Genomic DNA, 1,450 nt, shown 5'->3' with positions numbered 1-1,450 from the left:
TCATTAGCTTTAGGTATTTATAATATTATTATTATTTATGATAAATATAAAGTATTAAATGTTAAGTACGGATTTACTAAGAAAATAGAAAACTCATCAACAATAGCTACTATTTACCCGACTATCAATGGTAATTTAGCACTTAAGGTTAAATATAATGAATGATGCGAAGTAACTATGTATATTCGTATTATTATTGAAAAAGTTATATGATTTTTAATGTTTGCTACTTCATTATTTAAATATTTGTGTCATATCATATGATTGAAGCGTAGACAGAGGGGAGACAGAACACTGTTGTCAAACTTCTGTCACGCGCTTATGTATTTTCTATCATTAAATAAGTCGCGAGAAGTAATGAGTTATATTTTATTAAGGGGATTAAAATGAATCAGAATAAAAATTTAATTGATATTGAACGGAAATTTCGTCCTGAAATTGAGGGACTAAGAATAGTAGCAGCACTACTTGTCGCTATTTATCATATATGGTTTGGAAGAGTGTCGGGAGGCGTGGACGTCTTCTTTGTTATATCAGGTTTTTTAATTACAACATCTATAATTTCAACCATAAATAAAACTGGAGAATATAAGTTTTGGCCATACATATCTAAATTGTTGAAGCGTCTATTACCATCGGCACTATTTATAGTTTTAGTGACATTGGTGTTAAGCTTCTTCTTCTTACCGCTTACGATTTTAACGAAAACAATTAAAGAAGCACTAGCTTCTATATTTTATTATCAAAATTGGCAACTTGCTTTTAGTAGTACAGATTACTTAGATGCTAATCAAATGAAGAGTCCACTTGAACATTTTTGGGCGATGTCTATCCAAGGTCAATTTTATCTTATTTGGTTTGTATTATTTACATTTGTTTTATACTTAGTGCGAAAATATGCGTTATCGAATGGCAAAAAACTTGTTAACTTTTTACTAATGATTATATTTATAGTGTCATTTATTTATTCCATATATCTTACTCAAGTAAATCAACCTTTTGCATATTTTATTACGTTTACAAGGGTATGGGACTTCGCTTTAGGTGGTTTATTATGTGTTAATTTAGGACGAATCAAAATCAATCGTTTAGTAGCTGCTATTATTGGATGGGTTGGCTTAGTAGGATTGATTTTAACAGGCGCGTTATTCGACGTGTCTAAACTATTCCCTGGCTATATCGCTTTATGGCCAATGACATGCGCATTACTTATAGTTCTTTCAGGTAATGTGGACACAAAATATGGTGTGAAAAAGTTTTTAGCATTACCTATTATGATTAAACTTGGTGGGATCTCCTTTGGTATTTATTTATGGCATTGGGTATTACTTTCTTTCAATAAATTTAAAATTGCAGAAGAACCGGGTCTAATATCTGGTGTTATAATTATTTTATTATCCATTGGATTATCTTACTTTATGACGAGGTTTATTGAAACGCCTATTAGAAA

The 1,450-nt window shown here is 30.3% G+C and carries 1 protein-coding gene; it reads left to right on the top strand.

Going from position 1 to position 1,450, the window contains the following annotated elements:
* Nucleotides 1-386: 386 nt before the first annotated feature.
* A partial coding sequence (locus ACF91D_RS30285) for an acyltransferase family protein (RefSeq protein WP_392438442.1) occupies nucleotides 387-1,450 on the top strand: 1,064 nt, incomplete at its 3' end.

This window comes from Staphylococcus sp. 231237_7MaSpsaltlick, from assembly GCF_043107035.1.
The sequence above is the reverse complement of the archived record's forward strand: the minus strand, read 5'-3'. Positions and strand labels throughout refer to the sequence as shown.